The sequence below is a fragment of the Nonomuraea sp. NPDC050643 genome (genome assembly GCF_040654715.1).
Lineage (GTDB): Bacteria > Actinomycetota > Actinomycetes > Streptosporangiales > Streptosporangiaceae > Nonomuraea.
On record NZ_JBFAIM010000013.1, the window covers coordinates 199,039 to 221,852 of the forward strand.

19 protein-coding genes are annotated in these 22,814 nt (G+C 69.5%); 7 read left to right on the forward strand and 12 right to left on the reverse strand.

The features are described 5' to 3' along the window. Positions 1-74: 74 nt before the first annotated feature. Positions 75-869 carry a F0F1 ATP synthase subunit A gene (gene atpB / locus AB0I15_RS19510; RefSeq protein WP_358096947.1) on the forward strand — a complete coding sequence of 265 codons (795 nt, stop codon included), beginning with the start codon at positions 75-77 and terminating at the stop codon, positions 867-869. Here atpB and nagZ read toward each other — a convergent pair. From nagZ to AB0I15_RS19540, 6 genes are all read right to left on the reverse strand, one after another. Then, the gene (gene nagZ / locus AB0I15_RS19515) at positions 866-2,149 is read right to left on the reverse strand and encodes a beta-N-acetylhexosaminidase (RefSeq protein ID WP_358096950.1); all 1,284 of its coding nucleotides are present in this window, start codon (positions 2,147-2,149) and stop codon (positions 866-868) included. The genes atpB and nagZ overlap by 4 nt on opposite strands. A 49-nt stretch (positions 2,150-2,198) precedes the next feature. Further along, the gene (gene ptsP / locus AB0I15_RS19520) at positions 2,199-3,866 is read right to left on the reverse strand and encodes a phosphoenolpyruvate--protein phosphotransferase (RefSeq protein WP_358096954.1); all 1,668 of its coding nucleotides are present in this window, start codon (positions 3,864-3,866) and stop codon (positions 2,199-2,201) included. Then, on the reverse strand, positions 3,863-4,123 hold the full coding sequence (locus AB0I15_RS19525; protein ID WP_358096957.1) for an HPr family phosphocarrier protein: 261 nt from the start codon (positions 4,121-4,123) through the stop codon (positions 3,863-3,865). The genes ptsP and AB0I15_RS19525 overlap by 4 nt, the downstream gene beginning before the upstream one ends. Positions 4,124-4,259: 136 nt before the next feature. After that, positions 4,260-4,706, reverse strand: a complete 447-nt coding sequence (locus AB0I15_RS19530; protein ID WP_358096960.1) for a PTS glucose transporter subunit IIA — start codon at positions 4,704-4,706, stop codon at positions 4,260-4,262. A gap of 11 nt (positions 4,707-4,717) precedes the next feature. Further along, positions 4,718-4,954 (reverse strand): PTS glucose/sucrose transporter subunit IIB, encoded by a 237-nt coding sequence (locus AB0I15_RS19535; protein WP_352349299.1) that lies wholly within the window; start codon positions 4,952-4,954, stop codon positions 4,718-4,720. A gap of 38 nt (positions 4,955-4,992) precedes the next feature. Beyond that, on the reverse strand, positions 4,993-6,027 hold the full coding sequence (locus AB0I15_RS19540; protein WP_358096963.1) for an SIS domain-containing protein: 1,035 nt from the start codon (positions 6,025-6,027) through the stop codon (positions 4,993-4,995). A gap of 126 nt (positions 6,028-6,153) precedes the next feature. Between AB0I15_RS19540 and AB0I15_RS19545 the strand changes: the two genes are divergently transcribed. The 4 genes from AB0I15_RS19545 to AB0I15_RS19560 all read left to right on the forward strand — a co-directional run bounded on the left by AB0I15_RS19545 (position 6,154) and on the right by AB0I15_RS19560 (position 10,337). Continuing rightward, on the forward strand, positions 6,154-6,894 hold the full coding sequence (locus AB0I15_RS19545; RefSeq protein WP_358096966.1) for a GntR family transcriptional regulator: 741 nt from the start codon (positions 6,154-6,156) through the stop codon (positions 6,892-6,894). Between the two features lie 75 nt (positions 6,895-6,969). Further along, positions 6,970-8,331 (forward strand): PTS transporter subunit EIIC, encoded by a 1,362-nt coding sequence (locus AB0I15_RS19550; protein WP_358096969.1) that lies wholly within the window; start codon positions 6,970-6,972, stop codon positions 8,329-8,331. Positions 8,332-8,390: 59 nt separating this feature from the next. Beyond that, positions 8,391-9,701 (forward strand): PTS transporter subunit EIIC, encoded by a 1,311-nt coding sequence (locus tag AB0I15_RS19555; RefSeq protein WP_358096972.1) that lies wholly within the window; start codon positions 8,391-8,393, stop codon positions 9,699-9,701. A gap of 195 nt (positions 9,702-9,896) precedes the next feature. Next, positions 9,897-10,337 (forward strand): Rv3235 family protein, encoded by a 441-nt coding sequence (locus AB0I15_RS19560; RefSeq protein ID WP_358096975.1) that lies wholly within the window; start codon positions 9,897-9,899, stop codon positions 10,335-10,337. A gap of 69 nt (positions 10,338-10,406) precedes the next feature. Here AB0I15_RS19560 and secA read toward each other — a convergent pair whose 3' ends face one another. Beyond that, positions 10,407-13,196 carry a preprotein translocase subunit SecA gene (gene secA, locus AB0I15_RS19565; RefSeq protein WP_358096978.1) on the reverse strand — a complete coding sequence of 930 codons (2,790 nt, stop codon included), beginning with the start codon at positions 13,194-13,196 and terminating at the stop codon, positions 10,407-10,409. Between the two features lie 222 nt (positions 13,197-13,418). On the opposite strand from secA, the gene AB0I15_RS19570 reads away from it, so the two are divergent. Next, positions 13,419-13,679, forward strand: a complete 261-nt coding sequence (locus tag AB0I15_RS19570; RefSeq protein WP_358096981.1) for an HGxxPAAW family protein — start codon at positions 13,419-13,421, stop codon at positions 13,677-13,679. Positions 13,680-14,428: 749 nt separating this feature from the next. Beyond that, positions 14,429-15,625 (forward strand): crosslink repair DNA glycosylase YcaQ family protein, encoded by a 1,197-nt coding sequence (locus AB0I15_RS19575; RefSeq protein WP_358096984.1) that lies wholly within the window; start codon positions 14,429-14,431, stop codon positions 15,623-15,625. A gap of 552 nt (positions 15,626-16,177) precedes the next feature. On the opposite strand, the gene AB0I15_RS19580 is transcribed toward AB0I15_RS19575, so the two are convergent. From AB0I15_RS19580 to mtrB, 5 genes are all read right to left on the reverse strand, one after another. Further along, positions 16,178-16,825, reverse strand: a complete 648-nt coding sequence (locus tag AB0I15_RS19580) for a response regulator transcription factor (protein ID WP_358097070.1) — start codon at positions 16,823-16,825, stop codon at positions 16,178-16,180. Positions 16,826-17,047: 222 nt separating this feature from the next. Beyond that, on the reverse strand, positions 17,048-17,716 hold the full coding sequence (gene raiA / locus AB0I15_RS19585; protein WP_358096987.1) for a ribosome-associated translation inhibitor RaiA: 669 nt from the start codon (positions 17,714-17,716) through the stop codon (positions 17,048-17,050). A 626-nt stretch (positions 17,717-18,342) separates the two neighbouring features. Beyond that, a complete protein-coding gene (locus tag AB0I15_RS19590) occupies positions 18,343-19,083 on the reverse strand; it encodes a ComF family protein (RefSeq protein ID WP_358096990.1) in 741 nt (246 codons plus the stop codon). 321 nt (positions 19,084-19,404) lie between these two features. Next, entirely contained in the window at positions 19,405-21,135 is a 1,731-nt protein-coding gene (locus AB0I15_RS19595; protein ID WP_358096993.1) for an LpqB family beta-propeller domain-containing protein, read from the reverse strand. Next, on the reverse strand, positions 21,122-22,810 hold the full coding sequence (mtrB, locus tag AB0I15_RS19600) for an MtrAB system histidine kinase MtrB (RefSeq protein WP_358096996.1): 1,689 nt from the start codon (positions 22,808-22,810) through the stop codon (positions 21,122-21,124). The genes AB0I15_RS19595 and mtrB overlap by 14 nt, the downstream gene beginning before the upstream one ends. Between the last annotated feature and the right edge of the window lie 4 nt (positions 22,811-22,814).

Genomic DNA, 22,814 nt, shown 5'->3' on the forward strand with positions numbered 1-22,814 from the left:
CCCCATAAAAGGTCGTCCGAAATATCCGGTTAGGGTGTCTTCCCAGCGTAAACCGCTATCTTGAAGGGACCGCCGTGCGGACGACGATCCTGATCACCTCCCCTGACCAATGGACCGCCCCGGGCCTCGAACTCTTCCAGTTCGCCCCCATCATCCCCGGCGGCCCCGGATGGTTTACCAAACCCGTTCTGATCGCCCTGCTGAGCTCGGTCATCGCCATCGCCCTGTGCTGGGCCGCGTTCGCCAAGCCCAAGATCATCCCCCGGGGCTGGCAGAGCATCGGCGAGTACGCCTACGTCTTCGTACGCGACCAGATCGCCAAGCCCAACCTCGGCAAGGACGCCGACCGCTGGATGGGCCTGCTCCTCACGATCTTCCTGACCGTGCTCATCTGGAACCTGATGGGCATCATCCCGTTCGTCCAGTTCCCGGTCGCCGCCCACATCGCCTTCCCGGCGGTGCTGGCGCTCAGCGTGTACGGCATCAAGCTCTACCTGGGCGTCAGGCACCACGGCGTACGCGGCTACCTGCACGGCATCGTGCACCTGCCCGGCCTGCCCGGCTGGGCGTACGGGCTCTACGCCCCGATGATCCTCGCCGAGGTGTTCCTCACCTCGCTGTTCACCCACGTCATCCGCCTGTTCGCGAACATGTTCGCGGGCCACATCATCGTCGCCTTCTTCAGCTCGGTCGGCTTCTGGTTCCTGTTCGAGCGGCTCACCCCGCTCGGCGCCGGCCTCGGCGTGCTGGGCGTGCTGATGACGATCGTGATGACGGCGTTCGAGATGTTCATCCAGTTCTTGCAGGCGTTCCTGTTCGCCATGCTGGCCGGGATGTTCATCGCCAGCGGGCTGCGCGGCGCGCACTAGGACGGGACGCGGGCGGCCAGCTTGCGGTGCTCGGGGGAGCGCAGCACGCCGGCCGCCTCCTGCGCGGAGACGACGGGGGCCTCGGTCAGCACTCCCCTGGTCTGCTTGAGCGTGAGCAGCCTGGTGACCGACTGGTCGAGGCGCTCCTTGGAGATCCGGCCCGACTTCACCGCCGCCAGCACCGCCCGGTAAGCCTTCGGCAGGTCGTTGGGCATGAGCAGCAGGTCGGCCCCGGCCAGCACCGCGCGCACCGCGATCTCCCCGTCGTCGTACTTCTTGCGCACCCCCTCCATGTTGAGCGCGTCGGTGGAGATCACGCCCTTGAAGCCGAGCTTCTCCCTGAGCAGCCCGGTCAGGATGGCCTTGGACAGCGTGGCCGGGTCGCCCGACGGGTCGAGCTTGGGGAAGACGATGTGGGCGCTCATCACCGCGTCGACCCCGGCCTCGATCGCGGCCCTGAACGGCGGCGCGTCGATCCGCTCCCACTCCGCCTTCGTGTGCTTGATCACCGGCAGCCCGGTGTGGCTGTCGACCGAGGTGTCACCGTGCCCGGGGAAGTGCTTGGCGGTGGCGGCGATCTTCGCGTCGCCGAACCCCTTGACCGCCGCGCCGACCATCTTGGCCACCCGCTTCGGGTCGTCGCCGAACGCCCGCCGCCCGATGACGGGGTTGCGCGGGTTGACGTTGACGTCGGCGACCGGGGCGAAGTCGAGGTTGACGCCGAGCGCGCGCAACTCGTCGCCGGTCGCCTTGGCCACGGCCCGCGACAGGTCGAGGTCCTTGGTCGCGCCGATCTCGGCGGCCCCGGGGAAGTCGGTCATGAGCGCGGACATCCGCGACACCAGGCCGTTCTCCTGGTCGGTGCCGATGAGCAGCGGGATCTTCCTGGAGGAGCGCTGCAGGCCGTTGGTGAGGCCGACGACCTGGCCGACGCCCTTGACGTTGTGCGGGAAGAGGATCACGCCGCCCAGGTGGTATTTGGCGACCACCTTGGCCGGGGTCTGGGCGGCGTATCTGGCCTGGTTCTCGCCCGAGACCGTGTCGGCGGCGGTGCCGTACAGGACGGGCATGAAGAGCTGGCCGACCTTCTCCTCGACGCTCATCTTCGACAGCGCCCGCGCGACCGGGCTCACCTGGGCCTGAGGCGGGCTCTGGGGAGGGGTGTGGGCGGGCGGGGCGGCCTTGCCCCCGGTGGGCGCCGTCTGCGCCGAGCCGCCGCCACCGCCGCACGCGGTGATCGCGATCACCAGGAGCCCTACCGTACCGATCCGTCGAAGCATGACTCCAAAGGTATCCACCCGACGACCCCCCTCGGATCCCCCGCCGCGATTACAGGCCCAGCCTGTCCAACTCGGGCAGGTGCTCGCGAGCCGCCGCGCGCGCGTCGGCCGCCGTGTCCTGCTCCCGCGCCGCGCGCGCCGCCTGCCGGCACTGCTCCAGCGTGTGCGCGCCCAGCCCGGCCCGTACGGCGGCCAGCGCGGACGGCGCCATCGACAGCGTGCTCGCCCCGAGCCCCACGAAGACGCAGGCCAGCGCCGGATCGGCGGCCGCCTCGCCGCAGATCCCGCACGGCTTGCCGGCCTGCCGCGCGGCACCCGTCGCCATGGCGACCAGGCCGAGCAGCGCCGGCTGCCACGGATCGTGCAGCGCGCTCATGGCGCTGAGCCCGCGGTCGGCGGCGAAGGCGTACTGGCTCAGGTCGTTGGTCCCGATCGAGACGAAGTCCACGGCGGCGAGCAGGTCGGCGGCCCGCAGCGCGGCGGACGGGATCTCGATCATCACCCCGGCCTCCCCCAGGCCCTTGGCCCGGCACGTCCGGGCGAACCACGCGGCCTCCTCCGCCGTGGCCACCATCGGCGCCATGACCTGGAGCCGCTCGGAGGCCACCGCCGCCAGCGCGCCGAGCTGCGCCTCCATCACCTCGGGGAACTTCCTGGACCTGCGCAGCCCGCGCTCTCCCAGCGCCGGGTTCGGCTCGGCGGGCACGGGCAGGAACGCCAGCGGCTTGTCCGCGCCCACGTCGAGGGTCCGCACGACCACCGTGCCGCCGGGGAACGCCTCCAGCGCCGCCCGGTACGCCTCGCGCTGCTCCTCCTCCGCCGGCGCCTCGGACCGGCCGAGAAAGAGGAACTCGGTGCGGTAGAGCCCGATGCCCTCGGCCCCCGCGCCGACCGCGTCGGCCAGCTCGCCCGGCCCGCCCACGTTGGCCAGCAGCGGCACCTCGTGCCCGTCGGCGGTCGCGCCGGGGCCCTGCCACGAGGCCAGCGCGGCCTGCCTGGCCGTGGCGGCGGCCGCCGCGTCGGCCACGTCGGCGTCGGCGGGCTCCAGGCGTACCTCACCGGTGCTCCCGTCCACCATCACCCGCACGCCGGGCGGGATGCCGGTCGCGCCCGGGCAGGCCACGACGGCGGGCACCCCCATGGCCCTGGCGATGATCGCGGTGTGACTGGTGGGGCCGCCCTCCTCGGTGACGAACGCGGCCACCTGCTCCCTGGACAGCAGCGCGGTGTCGGCGGGGGCGAGATCCCTGGCCACCAGCACGTACGGCTCCGCCGGCGCGGCCGGCACCACCGGCATCGAGTGCCCGTAGAGCAGCGCGACCACGCGGTCCCTGATGTCGGCCACGTCCGCGGCCCGCTCGCCCAGGAATCCGCCGGACCCGGCGAGCATCTCCCGATATCTCGTGAAAGCCTCGAAGACCGCCCGGGGCGCGGCCAGGCCGCGGTCGATCAGCGATCTCACCTTCACGACCAGGCCGGGATCCTCGGCCATCAGCGCCTGGGCCTTGAGTATCTCCGCGGCCTCGCCGCCCGCCTGGTTGCCGCGGGCCTCCAGCTCGCCCGCGACCCGGGTGAGCGCGGCCATCGCGCGCTCCTTCTCCTGTTCCGCCTCACCGGTGTACGTGGCGCCCTCGGGGGGTTCGGGCACAGAGGCGGACATGACGTACGAGGGCCCGTGCCCGATCCCCGGGCTGACCCCCACCCCCCTCAGGTTCATGGCTTACTGGCGATCTCGGCCAGTTCGTCGAGGATCTCCTCCGAGCCCTCGCCGTCCGCGCTGATCACGACGGTCTCGCCCTGACGGACGTCGAGTGCCATGATCGCGAGAATGCTCTTGCCGTTGACCGGGCCCTCACCGTGGGACTTCGCCACCGTGATGTCCATCGGGGCCTGCTTGGCCCGCTGAACGAACGTCGCCGCGGGCCGGGCGTGCAGCCCTACCGCCGCGGCCACGGTGACCTTGCGCTCACCCATCTTGCTGCTCCTCCTCATGTGCCGGTCCAGACCAGCCGGACCCTCGTACAGTGGCGCCCGCCCATAACGGGCATATCCGGGCGGCTTGCCTATTCTGACGGCTCATTCGCGCGCTCAAGCCCGCCGGGGCCGGCCGCTATTCCCATCGGAAGAGCGCGTCCCCCACGTGCACCGCCCCCTCCGCGACCGCCGTGACGGACTCGGCGAGGGCGTCGAGCGCGACGACCGGGCAGACCGGCGAACGGCCGCCCGCCTCGATGGCCGCCGGGTCCCAGGCCACCACCGGCTGGCCGGCGCTCACCCTGTCGCCCTCCGCCGCCAGTAGCCGGAATCCCCTCCCCTTGAGCTGGACCGTGTCGATGCCCAGGTGCACCAGTACGCCCTTGCCGTCGTCCCCCACGATGACGTACGCATGCGGGTGCAGTTTCATTATTTTTCCTGCGATGGGGGCCACGGCCTTGCCAGGCCCCCTCAGCGGATCGATCGCCGTCCCCGGCCCGACCATGCCCGCGGAGAACACCGGATCGGGCACGGCCGCCAGCCCCACAGCCGCCCCCTCTACCGGGGCGAGAACAGTCGTCATGGTCTCGCCCTTTAGCCGATGATGTCCTCGATGTCGCTGGCGATCGTGTCCGCCTCCGGCCCGACGACGACCTGGACGACGTTGCCCGCCGCCATCACGCCGTGCGCGCCGGCCGCCTTCAGTGCGGCCTGATCGACCTTGGACGCGTCGTGCACCTCCGTGCGCAGCCGGGTGATGCAGGGCTCGATCTCGATGATGTTGTCGGCGCCGCCCAGCCCGGCGATGATCGCGTTGACATCCGCCGCCATCAGGTCCTCCCTAGGACTAGCACTTCGACCAGGCTAGATCAGTCGGTCTGGGTGACCTTGTTCAAGCCACGCGGCGCGTCGGGGTCGATTCCGAGCCGGCGGGCCAGCGCCTCGGTGAGCAGTTGGCCGGGCACGATCAGCCCCATCGGAGCCACCCATTCGGGCAGGTCGGGCCCGTTCAGCGCGGCCGTGCCCGCCTGCGCGAGCGCGGTGCCCCCGCCGATCGTGTACGCCGCCGCGCCCGCCGCCACCACCCGCTCGGCCAGCGCGACCGTCCCCTGGAGGGTGGGGCTGTTCTCGGCGGCCACCAGCAGGGCCGGGGTGTCGGCGTCGACCACGGCGATCGGGCCGTGCAGCAGGTCGGCGTACGACAGGCCCATGGCGTGCAGGTAGCAGGCCTCCTTGAGCTTCAGCGCCGTCTCCAGCGCGGTCGAGAACGCCAGCCCGCGCCCGGACACGACCACGCCGGGCTTGTCCAGCAGGCCCTCGACGACGGCCTCCAGGTCGCCGGGCTCCGCGATGAGCTTCTCCACCGCGTCGGGCACCCGCCGCAGGTCGTCCGCGTCCACGTCCGCGCCGAGCCCCAGCGCCAGCACCGCCAGCGCCGCGAGCTGCGTCGTGTACGTCTTCGTCGCCGGGACGGCCTTCTCCTCCCCGGCCACCGTGCACAGGGCCACGTCGGCGGCCTGGGCCAGCGGGCTGTCCTCGCCCCCGTTGGTGATCCCGACCGTGCTGGCCCCGCAGTCCTTCGCCCAGGCCAGGGTCTCGACGATCTCCTCGGTCCGCCCCGACTGGGAGATGGCGACCGCCAGCACCCCGTCCAGGTCGAGCCTGCGCTTGTACGTCGTCGCGATCGAGGGCGCCGCCAGCGCCGACAGGCGGCCTGCGTGCGATTCGACCAGGTAACGCCCGTACACTGCTGCGTTGTCGGAGGTGCCACGCGCGATGAACAGGAGTTGGCGAGCCCGCTCGCCCATGGCTTCTATCTCACTGACTTTGGGCAGCAGGGCGTCCAGCGTGGCCCGCAGCGCGACCGGCTGCTCGGCGATCTCGCTGCGCATCTTCGTGGTCATCTCGGGTTACTACCTCAGGCTTCTCGGGGAGCGGACTTGACCGTCTTTCGCGTCATGTGGTCTAGTCCGGACTAGACCAGTACGAACCATAGCTCATTGCCCAGGTCACGATCGAGGGGAGGATCCGTGGCGCACATCGATCCGGACAGCCCGGTGCCCAAGTACTTCCAGCTTCGCGAGATCCTGCTGGACCTCATCGACAGCGACGAGCTGAGCATCGGGGCCGCGATCCCGTCCGAGCGTGAGCTCTGCCAGCGCTTCGGGCTGTCCAGGATGACCGTGCGGCAGGCCGTGGACCACCTGGTGTCCGAGGGCCGGCTGCACCGCGTACCGGGCAAGGGGACGTTCGTCGCCCGGCCCAAGATCGAGCTGGCCCTGCAGCTCACGTCGTTCACCGACGACATGCGGGCGCGCGGCCTGATCCCCGGCTCGCGCGACCTCGACCGCCGGATCGTGCGCGCCAGCGCCCACCTGGCCAAGGAGCTGGGGATCCAGCCGGGTGAGGAAGTGCACTTCATCGAGCGCCTGCGGACGGCCGACGGGGAGCCGCTGTCCATCGAACGGGCGCACATCCCGGTCAAGCTCGCCCCCGGCCTGGCCGACCACGACTTGTCCGACAGATCGCTGTACGAGCTGCTGGAGAGCCGCTACGGCCTCGTCATGGACGCCGGCGAGCTCACCATCGACGGCGGCATCGCCGACCCGAGCGACGCCGACCTGCTGAAGCTGCCGCGCGGCGGCGCGGTGCTGCTGCTGCAGCGCCGCTCGTTCTCCGGCGGCGTCTGCGCGGAGCTGGGCGTGTCCACCTACCGCGCCGATCGCTACCAGCTCCGTACGATGCTCGAAATGCCCCTCAGGCGGGGCTGAGGGCTCACCCGGCCCCGGCTCCCCCGTTTTCACCCTGAAGAGGCCCGGCTCCCACACGCCTCGGAGGAACGTCCGGTGAACGAGACCACCGCCGCGGCCCGGCCTTCGCCGTTCGCCCGCGTGATGACCGTGCTCCAGCGGCTGGGCCGCTCCCTCATGCTGCCCATCGCCGCCCTGCCCGCCTCCGCCCTGCTGCAGCGCTTCGGCCAGCCCGACATGCTCGGCTCCAACGGCGCGGAGCCGGGCGGGCTGGCCGACGTGGCGGGGTTCGCCTGGATGAACCAGGTGGCCGAGGTGCTGGAGGCCGCCGGGGCGGCGCTGTTCGAGAACCTGCCGCTGCTGTTCGCGGTGGGCGTGGCCATCGGCTTCGCCCGCAAGTCCGACGGCAGCACCGCGCTGGCCGCCGTGGTCGGCTACCTCGTCTTCGACCGGGTGACGAAGGTGATGTTCTTCGGCTCGGACATCAGGGACCTGGTCCTCATCAAGGAGGTCCAGGAGCAGGGCGTCAAGGAGAGCATCAACTACGGCCTCCAGAACCCCACCAAGGTCCTCGGCGGCATCGTCATCGGCCTGGTCGCGGCGATGCTGTGGCAGCGGTTCCACCGCATCAAGCTGCCGTCGTGGCTGGCGTTCTTCGGCGGGCGCCGGTTCGTGCCGATCATCACCTCGATCGTGGCGCTGCTCATCGGCGTGGTCTTCGGCTGGCTCTGGCCGGTGATCGGCGAGTGGATCCGCCACGCCGGCGAGGCCCTGGCCGCCATCGGCCCGATCGGCACCGGCATCTACGGCCTGATCAACCGCCTGCTCATCCCCCTCGGCCTGCACCACTTCGTCAACTCGGTGGTCTGGTACGTCGTCCCGCAGTGCGACGTCGGCGGCCGGGTGCTCGGCGGCGACTGGAACTGCTACTTCGGCGGCGCCCCGCACGCGGGCCAGTTCATGGCCGGCTTCTTCCCCATCATGATGTTCGCCCTGCCGGCCGCCGCCCTGGCCATGTGGCGCGCGGCCCCCGTACACCGGCGGGCCACGGTGGGCGGCATCATGCTGTCGGCGGCGCTGGCGTCGTTCGTCACGGGGATCACGGAGCCGATCGAGTTCGCCTTCATCTTCGTGGCGCCCCTGCTGCTGGTGGTCCACGCGATCCTGACGGGCCTGGCGATGGCGCTGACCATGCTGATCGGCGGCCAGCTCGGCTTCGGCTTCTCGGCCGGCCTGCTCGACATGCTCCTGAACGCCAGCAAGTCGAACACCGAGAACTTACCCGGGATCCTCATCCTGGGCGTGATCTACGGCGTGGTCTACTACGCCGTCTTCACGTTCCTGATCCGCAGGCTCAACATCCTCACCCCCGGCCGCGAACCCGAACCGGACGTCGACTCGGGCGAATCCGCCCCGCCCCCGGGCGGCGTTTCCTCGACGACCCCCAAGGGGAAGTAACCCACCATTCCCCCGCGACGCGAACGGACGCTCGTGCGGGGAGGGGTGACCGGCAGGCCATGCTCCCGACCTGGTCGTCCGTCTTCGCCGTCCTGCAGCGCATCGGCCGCTCACTCATGCTGCCCATCGCCGTCCTCCCGGCCGCCGGCCTGCTGTTCCGCTTCGGCCAGGACGACCTGCTCGGCCAGGACGGACTGGGCGGCACCCTGCCCTGGCTCCTGCCGGTGGCCAAGGTGATGGCGGCGGCGGGCGGCGCCCTCTTCGACAACCTGCCACTCCTGTTCGCCGTCGGCGTGGCCATCGGCTTCGCCCGCAAGTCCGACGGCAGCACCGCCCTGGCCGCCCTGGTCGGCTACCTGGTCTTCGACCTGGTCACCAAGACCCTGTTCTTCGCGGCCGGCGAGGGCGCGGTCTACGCCAAGGTGGCCCTGACCCTGGAGAACGGCACCCCGGCCCTGAACACCGGCGCCCAGAACCCCACGGGCGTGCTCGGGGGCATCCTCGTCGGCATCACGGCGGCCCTGCTCTGGCAGCGTTTCCACCGTCTCAAGCCCCCCGCCTGGCTGGCCTTCTTCGGCGGTCGCCGCTCGGTCCCCATCCTCACCGCCGTCGCCGCCCTCGCCCTGGGCGTCGTCTTCGGCCTGGTGTGGCACCCGATCGCCGACTGGCTGGTGGAGGTGGGCGACTGGCTCTCGGCCCATGGCACGCTGGGCACGGGCATCTACGGCGTCGCCAACCGCCTGCTCATCCCCGTCGGCCTGCACCACTTCCTCAACACCATCGTCTGGTTCACCCTCCCGGAGTGCCGGGCTGGCGTGCACGGCGCGACCAGGGACGCCTCCGGCGACCTGAACTGCTATTTCGCCGGCGAGCAGGGCGCGGGCATCTTCATGACCGGCTTCTTCCCCGTCATGATGTTCGGCCTCCTGGGCGCCGCCATCGCGATGTGGCGAGCCGCCCCGCCCTCCCGCCGCCGTCCGGTGGGCGGCATCCTCCTGTCGGCCGGCCTGACCTCCTTCATCACCGGCATCACGGAGCCCCTGGAGTTCGCCTTCATCTTCGTGGCGCCCGCCCTCTTCGCCGTCCACGCCCTCCTGACGGGCCTGTCGATGGCCCTCATGGCCGAGTTGGGCGCGCGTCTCGGCTTCACCTTCTCCGGCGGCGCCATCGACCTGCTCCTGAACGCCGGCAAGTCCAACACCCACGGCCTCGGCCTCATCCTCGCCTTCGGCCTGGCCTACCTGCTGCTCTACTACGCCGTCTTCACCCTCCTGATCCGCGCCCTCGACCTGCCCACCCCCGGCCGCGAACCCCTGGAAAAGGACACGCGCCAAAACCAGCAACCGCCTGACCAGAACACTTTGGGGTAGCCCACCGGCCTGCGCCTGGCGCCCGAAACCCGCCGGCGCCCACCGCCGAGGGGATCCAGCTTCCGCCATTCTCGCGCCGCAAAAGCCGACATACCCGGGCGGCGATCATGGAAGTTGGTGACTTTCGTATTCCTGAGCCGAACCGAAAACTCCTTATATCGATTCTTTCTCCCGCTCAGGAATTGGAGGACCGGCATGTCAGCAGCCCCCCGCATCAGCATCACCCCCACCCCCGAGCCGTCCTACGATGACGACCGGCCTCCACCCCGAACCCCGCGGACCGACGGCGCCCTCGCGCTCAACCCCATGGTCTGGGGCCCGCCCGGCGCCACACCCGACGAGCGCCGGCTCCGCCACCTGGGGCAGGCTCTGGCCGAGGTGCTCACCGGCCGCCGCCCGCCGGAGACCGTCGCCGACAGGCTCACCGACCGCGCCTACCGGGACCTGGTGCGAGCGGGCCGGATGATCAAGGCCGACCGACCGCCGTTCGCCGGAGCGGTCCACATGAAAGAGCCCAGGGACGGCGCCATCGAAATGTGCGTCCTCGTCCACTGCGGCGACCGCAATCACGTCCTGGCCGTACGCCTGGAACGGCGCGGCGTCCAATGGTTGTGCACCGACTTTGAGACCGCATGACGAACGGGTAAGGAAAAGCCCCCACTCTCCCGCGATTCAGCGGGAAAGTGGGGGCCGGGAAAAACCAGGTCAGACCGCGTGCTTCGGGTCGCCGTGGCAGCGCTTGTACTTCTTGCCCGACCCACAGGGGCAAGGCGCGTTGCGCTCCACGTTCCCGTACGCCGCCCGCTCGGCCTGCGTCGTGCGGACCTTGGTGTGCTCGACCTCGCCCTGCTCACCGGGCGCGGTGTACTCCAGCTCCGCCGGCCGCTGAGGCCCGCGCAGCCCGCGCGCGATGATCGAGCGGGTCTCCGCGATGACCGCGTCCTCCTCCTCGACGATGGGGTTCTCCTGAACCTCCACCTCGAGGTTGAACAGGAAGCCGACCGAGTCCTCCTTGATGCCCTCGAGCATCGCGGCGAACATCTCGAAGCCCTCGCGGGCGTATTCGATCTTCGGGTCCTTCTGCGCGTAGGCCCGCATGCCGATGCCCTCGCGCAGGTAGTCCATCTCGTAGAGGTGCTCACGCCACTTGCGGTCGAGCACGGACAGGATCACCCGGCGCTCCAGGTCGCGCATGGCCTCGGGGCCGAACTCCTCCTCGCGCCTGTCGTAGGCGGCCAGAGCGTCGGCCTTGACCTTCTCGCTGATGAGCTCGGCGGACAGCTCCTCGCGGCCGCCGGCCTCCTCGGCGAGGTCCTCGATGCGGACCGAGGTCGGGTAGAGCTCCGCGAACGCCTTCCACAGCTTGTCGAGGTCCCACTCCTCGGCGAAGCCCTCGGAGGTGGCGCCCTGGACATAGCCCTCGATCACCTCGCCGACGAAGCCGCGCACCTGCTCGTGCAGGTCGGCGCCCTCCAGCACGCGGTGGCGCTCGGCGTAGATGACCTTGCGCTGGCGGTCCATGACCTCGTCGTACTTCAGAACGTCCTTGCGGATCTCGAAGTTCTGCTGCTCGACCTGGTGCTGGGCGGAGGCGATGGCCTTGGAGACGATGCCGGACTCGATCGGCTGGTCGTCGGGGATGTTGAGCCTCGTCATGATCATCTCGACCCTGGCCGAGTTGAACAGGCGCATGAGGTCGTCGCCGAGCGACAGGTAGAACCGCGACTCGCCGGGGTCGCCCTGACGGCCGGAACGACCGCGGAGCTGGTTGTCGATGCGGCGCGACTCGTGCCGCTCGGTGCCCAGGACGTAGAGGCCGCCGAGCGAGGTGACCTCGTCGTGCTCGGCCTGGACCGCCGCCCTGGCCTTCTCCAACGCCTCGGGGTAGGCCTTCTCGTATTCCTCGGGCGTCTCGACCGGGTCGAGCCCGCGCTGGCGCAGCTCGAGGTCGGCGCGGAACTCGGAGTTGCCGCCGAGCATGATGTCGGTGCCTCGACCGGCCATGTTGGTGGCGACGGTGACGGCGCCCTTGCGGCCGGCCTCGGCGATGATCGACGCCTCACGCGCGTGGTTCTTCGCGTTGAGCACCTCGTGCTGTACGCCGCGCCGCTTGAGCGCCTTGGACAACCGCTCCGACTTCGCCACCGAGGTGGTGCCGACGAGCACCGGCTGGCCGGCCTCGTAGCGCTCCTTGATGTCCTCGACCACCGCGTTGAACTTGGCGTCCTCGGTCTTGTAGACCACGTCGGCCTGGTCCTTGCGGATCATGGGCCGGTTGGTCGGGATCGGGACGACGCCCAGCTTGTAGGTCTGGTGGAACTCGTTGGCCTCGGTGGCGGCCGTGCCGGTCATGCCGGCGAGCTTGCCGTAGAGGCGGAAGTAGTTCTGCAGGGTGACCGTGGCGAGAGTCTGGTTCTCGTCCTTGATCTTCACGCTCTCCTTGGCCTCGATGGCCTGGTGCATGCCCTCGTTGTAGCGCCGGCCGTGCAGGATGCGGCCGGTGAACTCGTCGACGATCAGGACCTCGCCGTCGGCGACGATGTAGTCCTTGTCCTTCTTGAACAGCTCTTTGGCCTTGAGCGCGTTGTTCAGGAAGCCGACGAGGTGGGTGTGCTCCGGCTTGTAGAGGTTGTCGATGCCGAGCCAGTCTTCGACCTTCTCGACGCCGGCCTCCAGGATGCCGACCGTGCGCTTCTTCTCGTCGACGATGTAGTCGCCGGTGCTCTCCTCGCCCGGGTTCTTCGCCTCGACGCCCCTGCGCAGGCGGGGCACGATCTTGGCGAACTCGGTGTACCACTTGCCCGACTGCTCGCCGGGGCCGGAGATGATCAGCGGCGTGCGGGCCTCGTCGATCAGGATCGAGTCGACCTCGTCGACGATGGCGTAGTTGTGTCCCCGCTGCACGCACTCCTCGAGCGACCAGGCCATGTTGTCGCGCAGGTAGTCGAAGCCGAACTCGTTGTTCGTGCCGTACGTGATGTCGGCTTCGTACTGCTTTCGGCGCTCGTCGGGCTGCTGGCCGGAGATGATGCAGCCGACCTCGAGGCCGAGGAAGCGGTGGATGCGACCCATGGTCTCGGCGTCACGCTTGGCCAGATAGTCGTTGACCGTGATGACGTGCACGCCCTTGCCGGAGATGGCGTTGAGGTACGCCGGCAGCGTACAGGTCAGCGTCTTGCCCTCACCGGTGCGCATCTCCGAGATGTTGCCCATGTGGAGGTTCGCGCCGCCCATGATCTGCACGTCATAGGGACGCTGGCCGAGCACGCGGCGTGACGCCTCGCGCACGGTGGCGAAAGCTTCGGGAAGCAGATCATCGAGGCTTTCGCCGTCGCTATAGCGCTGCCTGAATTCGTCCGTCAGCGCTCGCAACTCCGCGTCGGACAGGCTCTTGAAGTCGTCCTCAATGGAGTTGACCTGGTCTGCGATCCGCTTGAGCTTGCGCAGAATCTTGCCTTCGCCGGCACGTAGGATCTTGTCGAGAATGGCTGCCACTTTATGTAAAGCTCCTCGCAGGTCTACCCCGGCGGCGCCGCCAGGTGGAGAGGCCGAGACAAACTTCCCCGTTGCCATCGTAGGCGGTTCCGCAACCAGACACAGCCACCGTGACGACGAGGGCGCGGGACTTGTCTGGGAGAATGGGGGCAAGGCAGAGGGTATGCCGGTCAGGAGCCGGTCGCGCCAATATGCGGATATCCGGCAAAGGAAGGATTAACCATGGTTGAGGGGAAGAAGTCGGAGCAGACGGAGAATCTCGGCAGCCACGGCGGACGCGCGTCTTCGTGGCTCGCGGTGACGGTGATGCTGGTGGGAACCATCGTCGCCGGCTTCGGGCTCACGGCGGCCAACTGGACGCTGGTCTGGATCGGCGCCGGGGTGTTCGTCGTCGGCGGCGTCCTCGCCCTCGTCTTCGACATCTTCACCGATGTCGTGATCGACGCGCCCCGGGTGGGCATGCACGCCGAAGATCACCGCTGAGGCAGGCTTCGCCGGCGGGCGCCCGACCAACCCGGGCCGCCCGCCGTTTCACGAACCCCCATACTCTGCGCAGCCTCCCAGACACTCCCAGTTCAAACCATATGTACGTTTAACCCCACCCACCAAGCCCCCCATCACCATCCCCTTTCGGCGAGTCCCCCCGCGTCGACCCATGTCGCTGAACACCTCGACTCCCCTTTCCCGTGAGTCCAGCCACACCGGCTCATGATCAGCGACCACCCTTTCCGTGCACCCAGCCAGACCGGCTCCACGAGCGCTCCGGCCCCCGAATTCGCCCACACCGGCGTGTGGACGCTCCAGCCTCTCCACCCCAATGAGCCCGACCAGCCCAACCCAGGTGAGTCCGACCCGGCCAACCCAGGTGAGCCCAACCCGCCGAGCCCGCCCAGCCCGACCCACATGAGCCCGACCCGCATGAGCCGAAGGTGTGAGCCCGGCCAGGCCAGCCCGGTGAGCGCTCCGGCTTCTCCCTTTCCGTGGTTCGCCCGCATCGGTCCCGATCGTTCCGGTTCCTCCGATCCCGTGGGCCCGCCCCTGCCGGTTCGTGAGCCCCTCGGCCTCATCACCGCCGGGAAGCGTGCCCGCCCTGGGCCGTTGAGCGGGCCCGGTCCTTCCCATCGCCAGCAGGGCCCCGGCTCCATGGGGAGGTGGTCCGTGAACGGGCTTGTCGGTTTTGTCGGTGGCCGCCGCTAGATTGCTCGCATGCATCGCCATCCCGGATCGCAGACATGACCGTCGCGACCGACCTGACCGCCGACGAGGCACGCCGGATCATCCTGCGCTCGCAGGGCTTCATCGGCGCCGACGCGCGCAAGGGCGGGGTGCACGCCATGTTGCGCAGGCTCGGCGCCGTGCAACTCGACACCATCTCGGTCCTGGCCCGCTCCCACGAACTGGTCGCCTACGCCCGCCTGGGCGCGGTCGGCCGGCCCAAGATCGAGCGGGCCTACTGGCACGACCCGGCCCAGAGCTTCGAATACTGGTGTCACGCCGCCTGCATCCTGCCCATCGAGCACTGGCCGCTCTATTCGTTCCGGCGCCGCGCGTTCCGCAACAGGCGCTACCGCTGGCACGAGGTCCCCGACGGTGTGGAGAAGCTGCTCGACCAGGTGCGGGAGTCCGGCCCGCTGACGACCTCCGACGTGGGCGGCGCCAAGAACGGCGGCCCGTGGTGGGACTGGTCCGACTCCAAGATCGGCTTGGAGTGGCTGCTCGACATCGGCGAGCTGGTCTGCAGCCGCCGCGTCGGCTGGCGCCGCGTCTACGACCTGGCCGAGCGGGTGGTGCCCGCCGACCTGCTGGCCGAGGAGCCGTCCGACGAGGAGTGCGTCACCCGCCTGGCCGCCATCGCGGGCCGCTCGCTGGGGATCGCCAACCGGACCGACCTCATCGACTTCCTGCGCCTCAAGGGCCACTACGCGGCGATCCTCGACGAGGTGCTGCTCAGTGGCGCGGCCGGGCTGGTGCCGGTGACCGTCCCCGGCTGGCCGGGCAAGAAGGGCATGGGCAACGCCTGGGCCGACCCCGTGGCCCTCGCCTCGGAGCCGCGCGGGCGGCACCGTACGACGCTGGTGTCGCCGTTCGACTCGCTCATCTGGCATCGGGGCCGCACGGAGCGGGTGTTCGGCTTCGCGTACACGCTGGAGCTCTACGTGCCCAAGCCCAAGCGGGTGCACGGCTACTTCACGATGCCGGTGCTGGCCGGAGGCCGCCTCATCGGCCGCGTCGACCCGGCCCGCGAGGGCCGCACGCTGGTGGCCAGGCAGGTCCATCTGGAGCCCGGCCTGTCGCCCGCCCGATGGGGCGAGTCACTGCGCGAGGCCCTGTGGTCGGCGGCCGAGTGGGTGGGCTGTGACTCCGTACGCGTCGAACGCGCCGACCCCCAGGAGCTCGTCCCCATGCTCAACACGCCGGCACAACATTGAGCGTCCCGCATGGGCCCCCTTCAAGGAACGTGGGCGGCAGCTCGCCGAAGCCGGCCACCACGTCCTGACGGAAGCCCGCGCACACATGGACCTTCCAAGAAGCGGGGGTACGTCACTGACGCCCGCCACCAGGCCCTGACGGAGCAGAAGGGCGACTTGGGAAGCATCCGCCTACCTCAAAGTGCATCGGCTGACCCAACGGCCGTTGGTGTCGACCCGCCCAACGGCCGTTGATGGGCGACTCGGGGCATCCGCCTGTCTCGGCAACCGTTGAAAGGCGCACCGGAGTGCATCGACCCGCCGCAACGGACGCAGAGGCACCTTGCCCGGAGCATGTCGGCGCCCGAAGGGAACGGGCGTGCAGCGTGGAAGGCTGACGAATCGGCACCCGCAAGGGAGCGGCGAAGCATCGGCACGGGCCGCACCGCGGCGGCACCTGCGAGGGAGCAGGAGATGGGGTCGGCACGAGCAACGGGGCAACGGTCCGCAGTGACGGGGCAGAGGGCCGATCCAGGTCCTGGATCGGCCGCACTCGTGCGCCCGTCCACTCACTCAGGTGATCTCGAGCATGCGCTCCCGCACCGCGTAGACCACGGCCTCCATCCTCGAATGCAACTGCAGTTTGTCGAGGATGTTGCGTACGTGGTTCTTCACGGTGTTCTCGGAGATGAACAACTGCTTGGCGATCTCGCGGTTGTTCATGCCCTTGGCCACCAGCCTCAGCACCTCCATCTCCCGCTCGGTCAGCCGGGGGACGGGGAGTTGGGGCGGCCGCTCGGACTCCTTGCGGCTCATGTTCTGGAACTCGCTGATGAGCTTGGCCGCCATCGCCGGGTTGATTAACGACTGGCCTTCGTGCACGCCCCGCACCGCGGCGGGAACGTCGTTGATCTGGACATCCTTCAGCAGGTAGCCGGTGGCTCCGGCCTTGATGGCCTCGAAGAGATCCTCTTCCTCGTCGCTCACCGTCAGCATGATGATGCGGGTGCTCGGGACGGAGGCCTTGATACCCTTCGCCGCCTCGATCCCGTCCTGCCGCGGCATGCGGACGTCCATGAGGGCGACGTCAGGCATGAGGCGATCGGCCATTTCGACCGCCTCTTGCCCGTCGCTCGCCTCACCGACCACCTCGATGTCGGGCTCAGCTGCCAGCGCCAACGCCAGGCTCCGCCTGATCAGCTCATGATCGTCCACGATCATGACGCGGATCGGCTCGCTCACCGGCGCACGGGTCTCGCCAGACTCGGTCACGAGGCCTCCCTGATCCGCCTCGCGACAGTCTTACCCTCACAGCGCTCGCTCAACTGAACCTGACTGAGCTCGCTCACGTCTCCTCCTCGTCGGGGGGCCAGAGCCGTTGAACCGCCATGATGGCACGTGAACCGCGGTTCCGGGTGGTCGAGAAGATCTTTTAGCGCGCGATCAGGGCTCTACGAGCCGCAATACGCCATAGTTATAACCGCGTCTGTTGTAGACGACACACGGCTGGCCGCTCTCCTTGTCACGGAACAGGTAGAAGTCGTGTCCGACCAGCTCCATCTCGAGCAGGGCCTGGTCGATGGTCATGGGTTCCGCTCGATGGAACTTCTCCCGGACGACGAGTGGCCCGTCGCCGTCCATCTCGATCGGCACGATGTCGTCGTAGAGCTGGTCGCTCTTCTGCCGCATTTCGTCCTCGTCGGGCTCGGCCTGTTCGGGGACGGCCGGCGCGGACCGCGGGGCCAGGTCTGCGACATCGGGAACAGTGGCGGTGAGCTCCGCCACCGAGGGTGGGCAGTGGTTGCCGTGGTGAACCTTGCGCCGGTCGGACAGCCTTCTGAGGCGTCCTTCCAGCTTGTCGAGGGCTACGTCGAAGGCTGCGAATCGGTCGTCGGCCGAGGCTTCGGCGCGGATGGCCGGTCCTCGCGAGTGAATGGTGAGTTCGACGCGCTCTCGCTGATCGGCGAGGCGCGGATTACGTTCCTTCGACACCTCCACATCGACTCGGATGAGTTTGTTGTCCAGACGTTCGATCCTGGCCAGCTTGGTCGTCACGTGGTCTCGGAACCGTTCACTCACTCCTGTGTGCCGGCCCTTGACGATGATGTCCATGCAACAGCCCCCCTTCGTCTAACGACTGAGCAAGAGCGCCCGACGACGTGCATGCCGGGCGGGGTCTTCTGTCTGCCTTTCTGTCACCGTTACCCTCTTCCGACTCGAGATCACCGGGAACTCGGGCGGCACCCGCCCGGCCGACCTGGTCTTCGACCCCACATTCGCCTGCTGAGGGTCTCGCAGCACTGTTGCCACTACTGCCCTTCTCCTCGGACGGGGGACATCTGGACCCCCGGGAAGGCAGGACTTACCCCTAAGCCGCACCGTGATCGGTCGACAAAGAGTCGCCTTACGTGGACCGTTTTGCCTGCGGCTGGCATCGGCTAGCAGAGCCGGGAACCCCGACCCTGCGCAACCACGGACCCGAACGGGTGCCATGTCAGAACGCTATCCGCATCCAGCACGAATGTCAGCCGGAGCCTCGGCCATTGGATCACTATCAGTGATTTTGTCCCGCTCGGAAAGCGCATTCCGGTGCCCCTTTTAACCGGTCGGCAGCCCTTATGAGTACGGGCCTCCCGTCCGCTGAGCTGCCACACCGCCCACCCAGGGCTACTGAGATGTGACGCCCCGGCCAGGTTGACTATTTGGATCTTTCTTTACTCAACGTCACCGGACCATTTTCAAGATCTTCGGCGTGTCGCGCCCACGGTCACCGCCAGCGGCACCCTCAGCCCTGCCGAACGCACCGCTCTGGCGGCCTCCGCGAGGGTGGCGCCGGTCGTCAGAATGTCGTCCAGGAGCAGCGCAAAGGCCGCTGGAGGCCCGTTGGCGGCTGTTGTGACCTGGAGTGACCCCACCAGGTTGGAGCTCCTCTCAGCGCAGCTCAGGCCCGCCTGGTCGGCCACTCGCCGAATCTGCCCCAGCGCCGGCCACGCCTCGGCCCGCCACCCGGACTCCCGCAGCCGCCGGGCCGTCAGCACCGCCAACCGCCCCACCGGATCGTGGCCCCGGTCGCGCACACTCCTGCGGGCGCTCGGCACCGGCACCACCGCGAACCCCTCCGCCGCCCACCCGCCCGCACGCCCGAGGGCCGCCGCCGCGGCGCGCGCCACCGCCTCCGCCAGCACCCCCGCGAGAGCCACGGCGCCCCGTTCCTTGTACGCCACGATCATCCTGCGCACGACGCCTTCGTAAAGCGCCGCCGACCAGCAATCGGGCAGGCCGGAAGGCGCGGGCGCGGGCAGGCGTCTGGCCGGTGGGCCCAGCAGCGCGGCCCGGCACCCCGGACAGCACATCGCCCCCTTGGCGCCACAGCCCGCGCACGAGGGCGGAAGAACGAGATCCAGTACGGCGCTCAGCACGCGCCCAACGATGCCCGCCGCCACCGACAATTCCAGCGACCACCAAGCCCACCGGACCATCCGCCCCACCAAGCCCCGCGACCCAAACCCCACAACCGACCCCGGACCGGCCGATCACCCACACCCGATCGTCCATCTCAAGACCGCCGACCACCTCTGGCGGCCCACCGCTCCAGGCGCGAACCATCTCGTGGAGACCACCACTCCAGACACGAGCCATCTCCCAGAGACCCGACTGCCCAAGGCGCCGACCACTCCCGGAAGCCCACCACCCAAGGCCCCCCGGAAACCGGTCAGCCCAAGAAGCGCGAGCCACCTCCCGGGAGGCCCACCCTGCACGGCACGGGCCGTCCCAGGAGACCAATCAGCCCAGAACGCCGGTCAGCCCAGGGGGAACAGTGGGGTGCCCCCGTTGGTCTCCACCTTGGGGGTCCAGGTCTGGCGGTCCGGGCTGAGCTCAAGGATCTTGGTGCCCTTGTCGGTCGTCGCCTCCACCAGGACCCGGTCCTCCAGCGCCGCCACCGACTTCAGCCGGTCCTTCAGCGGCACCCCGACCGTCTCGCCGTCCGCCACGTTGATCTCGTTGAGTATGGGCCCCGCCTTGCTCTTGACGAGCACGAGCAGGTGCTCGTCGCCCTCCCAGGCGATGTCGATGATCTCGTCGCTCTGCTCGGTGGTGGTCAGCAGCCGCAGGTTCCCCAGCATCATGCCCGCCCCCTCACCGGTGAGCGCGCCGATCTGCACGGTGTTCTTGCCGGTGGTCACCACCACCCGCACCCCGTCCCGGGCGATCCGCAGCTTCGTGACGTCCAGCCCGACCAGCTTCGGTGCCGCGACGCGTTCGGCCCCCCGCCCGCTGGTGGGGTCGTACCGCAGCAGGACCGCGTTCTTGCGGTCGTAGGTCCACAGGGATCCGTCGCGGTGCCACGTGGGCGGCGTCAGGTCCGTGCCCTGGATGACCTCCTGCCAGCGCCCCTGCGCGGTGAGCCCGGCCACCCAGACGCCGCTGTCCGCCCTGGCCGCGATGAGGGCGGTGCTCTCGTTGGACAGCGCGAAGTCCCTGAACTCCTCGTGCTGCTCCCCCGCCGCGCCGGGCACGGGGCCCGCCGGGCCGTCCTTGCCCAGGGAGTGGAGCGCGCCCCGGTTGATGTAGAAAGGGCGCTCGGCGTCGTTGGCCAGCCAGTTCAGCTCGGAGTTGGGCCGGTCGACGGCGTACGGCTCGCCGTCCACCTGGATCTCGATCGTGCGCCCCTTGGCGACGTCGTTCCGGTTGAGGCTGGTCCTGATCTGGGCCGTGAGGGCCTGCTCGACGCCCAGGTCGAGGGTGTCGAGGGGGCCGGAGAGGTTGATCACCACGCGCTCCTCGCCCGAGGTGACCGACTCGATCTTGGTGCCGGGCGGGAAGCTGGACAGCACGGCGCCCTGCAGGGCCTCGCTCGGCGGCTGGATCAGGCGCTCGAGGATGGTCTGCGCGTAGCGCTGGGTGGGCTTCAGCCGCAGGCGTACGCGGTCGACGACGAGCCTGTCCTGGCTGTTGCGGCTGGGGTAGTAGAGGTTCGTCGCCCGGTACGCCCGCGCCACGTCGGCGGCGGTGAGCAGCAGCCCGGGCGGCAGGGAGTTGACCCGGTAGCCGCCCCTCGGATCCTTGAGCAGCTCGTACGACTTGTCCCACGGCCCGCCGGTGGGCAGGTACGAGCCGTCCTCGTGGATGCCCGCCACCCAGCGCCCTCTGACCATGACCTTGGTCACCGTCTCCAGGCCGTCGCGCGGCGGAACCTGCACCACGTCGTACAGGTCCTCGATCACCGTCACCGGGCCCGAGGCGTTCCACTTGGACTGCGCTTCGGGGGTCAGGTATTTCGGCAGCGTGGACGGGTCGTCGGGGTAGGCGGCCATGGCGGCCTGCAGGCCCCTGATCGTCTCCTCGGGGGTCCAGTTCGGCTGGGGCTCGATGGCGATCATGCGCTGGAACGGCTTGCTGAGCGGGTCGCCCGCCCCGGCCTCGTCGACGGTGAACGGGCCGCTCACGGGGATCACGGTGCAGCCGGAGCCGGTCCAGACCACCGCCGCCACGAGCGCCGCCACGGCGGCGAATCGTCTAGTCCTCGTCATGGCCGGCCCCGTCTCCCGACGCGGGCAGCAGCACGGGCGTCATGGACGTACGCCACGTACGGCGCATCTCGATCTCGGGCGGCACGAGCGACAGCGGCGAGCCCTTCAGGCCGATCCCGGCCGTCCTGGGCAGCGTCAGCCTGAACTGCGAGCCCTCGCCCGGCTGCCCCCACGCCTGCAGCCAGCCGCCGTGCAGCACGGCGTCCTCGCGCGAGATGGCCAGCCCGAGCCCCGTCCCGCCGATGGTCCTGGCCCGCGACGGGTCGGCCCGCCAGAACCGGTCGAACACCATCGTGTCCTCCCCGGACCGCAGCCCGATCCCGTGGTCGCGGACGGCCACGGCCACCGCGTCCCTGTCGGCGCCGACGGTGACCACGATGTCCCGGCCCTCGCCGTGCTCGATCGCGTTGAACAGCAGGTTGCGCAGGATCCGCTCGACCCTGCGGTTGTCGATCTCGGCCATGCACGGCTCGTTGGGCAGCCTGAGCTCGAAACGGGTGGCGTGCCGCTCGGCCAGCGCCTCGGAGTCGCCGATCGCCCGCAGCACCACGTCGCGCACGTCCACCGGCTCGAGGTCGAGCGTGGCGGCGCCGGCGTCGTAGCGGCTGATCTCCAGCAGGTCGGCCAGCATCGACTCGAACCGCTCTAGCTGGGCCTGCATGAGCTCGGCCGAGCGGGCGGCCATGGGGTCGAAGTCTTCGCGGGCGTCGTACAGCAGGTCGGCGGCCATGCGCACGGTCGTCAGGGGGGTGCGCAGCTCGTGGGAGACGTCCGAGACGAACTGCCGCTGGACCTGCGAGAGCTCCTCGAGCTGGTGGATCTTCAGCGCCAGGTTGGCGGCCATCTCGTTGAACGAGTTCGCCAGCCTGGCCAGGTCGTCCTCGCCGCGCGCCTTGAGGCGTTCGTCCAGTTTGCCGGCGGCCAGGCGCTCGGCGGCCTGCCGCGCCAGGCGTACGGGGGTGACGACCTGGCGGGTGACCAGGTACGCGATGGCGGCCAGCAGCAGCACGAGCCCGAGGCCCACCACGACGATGGCGAGCCGGACGTTGACCAGCAGTTCCTCTTCCTCGGTGAACGGGAAGAAGTGGTAGACCTCGTAGTTCTGGCCGTTGACGGGCACGTTGACGATGCCGCCGACCACGTACGTGAGCCGGGGCTGGCTCTCGCCCGCGAACCTGATCTCCTGCGTGAAGCCGATGACCTTGTCGTACTTGTATTCCCTGATGTTGCGCAGCACGCCCAGCCGCAGCCCCATCGGCACGTCGGAGGGCACCACGCTGCCCGATGCCCGCGACTCGCCGGGGGTCGTCAGGTTGAGCACCAGCACGTCGTAACGCTTCTCGGAGCCGCCCTCACCCGAGCCGGTGATGGTGTCCATGACGTCGTCGAGCGGGTTGGCCGAGCCCTTCTTGCCGCTCTCGGTGGCCTTGGCCTCGTCGTCGGCCACGGGAGTCAGCGCGTCGGCGATCTGCAGGCGGTCGGCGAACGCCTCGCTGCTGGAGGAGAGCTGGCTGCTGTCGACGACCGACTTGTTGATCTGGCCGAACAGGAACGTGCCGAGCACCACGACCACGATCACCGAGATCACCAGCGTGCTGGTGACCACCTGGAGCTGGAGCGAGCGCCGCCAGACGCTGCGGGTCCTGCCTGCCGCACGACGCACCCGCCGGCGCACGCCG

Bases quoted from the DNA above. Each gene is read 5' to 3' on its own strand.
- nagZ (WP_358096950.1), bottom strand. From the start codon at position 2,149: ATGCTTCGACGGATCGGTACGGTAGGGCTCCTGGTGATCGCGATCACC.
- ptsP (WP_358096954.1), bottom strand. From the start codon at position 3,866: ATGAACCTGAGGGGGGTGGGGGTCAGCCCGGGGATCGGGCACGGGCCC.
- AB0I15_RS19525 (WP_358096957.1), bottom strand. From the start codon at position 4,123: ATGGGTGAGCGCAAGGTCACCGTGGCCGCGGCGGTAGGGCTGCACGCC.
- AB0I15_RS19530 (WP_358096960.1), bottom strand. From the start codon at position 4,706: ATGACGACTGTTCTCGCCCCGGTAGAGGGGGCGGCTGTGGGGCTGGCG.
- AB0I15_RS19535 (WP_352349299.1), bottom strand. From the start codon at position 4,954: ATGGCGGCGGATGTCAACGCGATCATCGCCGGGCTGGGCGGCGCCGAC.
- AB0I15_RS19540 (WP_358096963.1), bottom strand. From the start codon at position 6,027: ATGACCACGAAGATGCGCAGCGAGATCGCCGAGCAGCCGGTCGCGCTG.
- AB0I15_RS19555 (WP_358096972.1), top strand. From the start codon at position 8,391: ATGCTCCCGACCTGGTCGTCCGTCTTCGCCGTCCTGCAGCGCATCGGC.
- AB0I15_RS19560 (WP_358096975.1), top strand. From the start codon at position 9,897: ATGTCAGCAGCCCCCCGCATCAGCATCACCCCCACCCCCGAGCCGTCC.
- AB0I15_RS19570 (WP_358096981.1), top strand. From the start codon at position 13,419: ATGGTTGAGGGGAAGAAGTCGGAGCAGACGGAGAATCTCGGCAGCCAC.
- AB0I15_RS19575 (WP_358096984.1), top strand. From the start codon at position 14,429: ATGACCGTCGCGACCGACCTGACCGCCGACGAGGCACGCCGGATCATC.
- AB0I15_RS19580 (WP_358097070.1), bottom strand. From the start codon at position 16,825: ATGATCGTGGACGATCATGAGCTGATCAGGCGGAGCCTGGCGTTGGCG.
- raiA (WP_358096987.1), bottom strand. From the start codon at position 17,716: ATGGACATCATCGTCAAGGGCCGGCACACAGGAGTGAGTGAACGGTTC.
- AB0I15_RS19590 (WP_358096990.1), bottom strand. From the start codon at position 19,083: ATGGTCCGGTGGGCTTGGTGGTCGCTGGAATTGTCGGTGGCGGCGGGC.
- AB0I15_RS19595 (WP_358096993.1), bottom strand. From the start codon at position 21,135: ATGACGAGGACTAGACGATTCGCCGCCGTGGCGGCGCTCGTGGCGGCG.